The 1,732-nt window shown below is 53.1% G+C and carries 2 protein-coding genes; both read right to left on the reverse strand.

The window, feature by feature from the left end; translation table 11 throughout:
• The coding region (locus tag ACI4WN_RS06325) for a UDP-N-acetylmuramoyl-L-alanyl-D-glutamate--2,6-diaminopimelate ligase (RefSeq protein WP_439777449.1) at nucleotides 1–1,250 on the reverse strand (1,250 nt) is incomplete at its 3' end.
• A gap of 35 nt (nucleotides 1,251–1,285) precedes the next feature.
• Nucleotides 1,286–1,732 (reverse strand): sensor histidine kinase (locus ACI4WN_RS06330; protein WP_439777450.1); only part of this gene is annotated, 447 nt, incomplete at its 5' end.

Raw genomic sequence — 1,732 nt, forward strand, 5'->3', positions numbered from 1 at the left:
CTAAAGCCTGGCCGGCGGGAAATCCCCTTGTCGCCTGGCGCACCAACGACCACGATTACCCGTGGGTTGGCAAATTCCCGGCGCATGAACTTCATCAAGGCCAGCATTGAGGCCTTGTTGTGGGCGTAGTCGACCACTACCAAACCGTGGTTCTTGGTTACAACGGTTTCCATCCGGCCAGGGATTGTCACGTGGCGGATCCCCTTAGCGCAGTTTTCGTAGTCCATGCCGGCTAAGCCTGCCCCGATGATGGCGCCAGTTGCGTTGGTTTCGTTGAAGTCGCCGATCATCTGCAGGGTGTATTCCCCGGAAATTGGCAGCTTTCTAGCCTTGCTGGAGGCCGTGGTCAAGCTGAACTTGGTTTCGGCCAGGTCGGTTTCGATTGACTTGTAGCGGAAGTCGATTGGCTGCTTCAGGCCCGGAATTTCAAAGCCGTCTCTAGCAAACAAGTAGATGCTGTCTGGGTTGGTCGTGGTCGTCGCTGCTGCATAAACGTCGCTAAAGCGGTCGGTTTCAGCGTTGATGATGCACTTGCGAGAGTTGACCAAAAGCTGCAATTTGCAGTGGAGGTAGTCTTCAAAGTTCGGGTGCTCGTTGACGCCAATATGGTCTGGGCTGATATTTAAGAAAAAGCCCAAGTCGTAGGTCAGACCAAAGACGCGGTTCTTTTTATAAGCTTGAGAAGAAACTTCCATGACCATGTGGGTCATGCCGTTGTCAACAGCCCGGCGCATGTCCCGGAAGAGGTCCAGGGATTCTGGCGTGGTCAGGCTGGACTTGAAGGTGTCTTCTGGCGCACTCCCCAAAATATTGTTGACAGAAGAAAGGAGCGCGGTCTTGCCGCCATTTAACTGGTCCAGCATCCCCTTCAAAAAGTAAGCAGACGTGGTCTTGCCCTTGGTGCCGGTAAAGCCGACCAAGAAAAGGTCGTCTTGCGGAAAGCGGTAAAAGGCAGCTGACAAAAGAGCCATGGCCTTAGCCACGTTGCGCACGATCAAGGCGTGCATCCCCGTGCCTTCTGGGTAAGGCTGCTCAGCCACGTAGGCAATGGCGCCGTTTTCCTTGGCCATGGTCAGGTAAGTTGGCCGAAAGCCCGCCCCCTTGCAGAAGAAAAGGCTGTTGTTTTGCACGTCGCGGGAGTCGTAAGAGACGGCTTCCATTCTGGTTTGGACCGTGTCTTGGATCGCGCTTGACTTAAGCAAGTGATGTTCCTTTAAGATTAAAATACAGGTATTTAATGAGATACTCATTGTTCTCCTCACTGTCAAATAGAATTCAGTTCAAATTATACCACACGCTGGCTAGCCGCGCCGTTCAGCTTAGGCGTTCTAGGCAAAAGAATGATAAAACTGGTCAGCTTTTCGTTAGACTCGCAGCGGATCGTCCCGCCGTGGAGCTCAACGACTCCCTGGACGATGGACAAGCCAAGCCCGGTCCCGCCCGTCTTGGTATTGCGGGAACTTTCGACCCGGTAGAAGCGGTCAAAAATTTTCTTCAGCTTATCCTGCGGGATCGGCTCCCCATTATTTTCCACCCGCAGCTCAACCTGCTTTTTGTTGATCAGGTTGGCCACCAGGTTGATCTCGGTTGCCCCGGTCGCGTACTTCAGGGCGTTAGAGATCAAGTTGTTGTAGACCCGGACCAATTTTTCCACATCGGCATTGACGATCAGGTCCTTGGGCCGGGCTTTGACGTTAAAGACGATGCCCTTTTTCTCAGCTTCCAGCTCAAA

The organism is Lactobacillus sp., from assembly GCF_051893255.1.
Lineage (GTDB): Bacteria > Bacillota > Bacilli > Lactobacillales > Lactobacillaceae > Lactobacillus.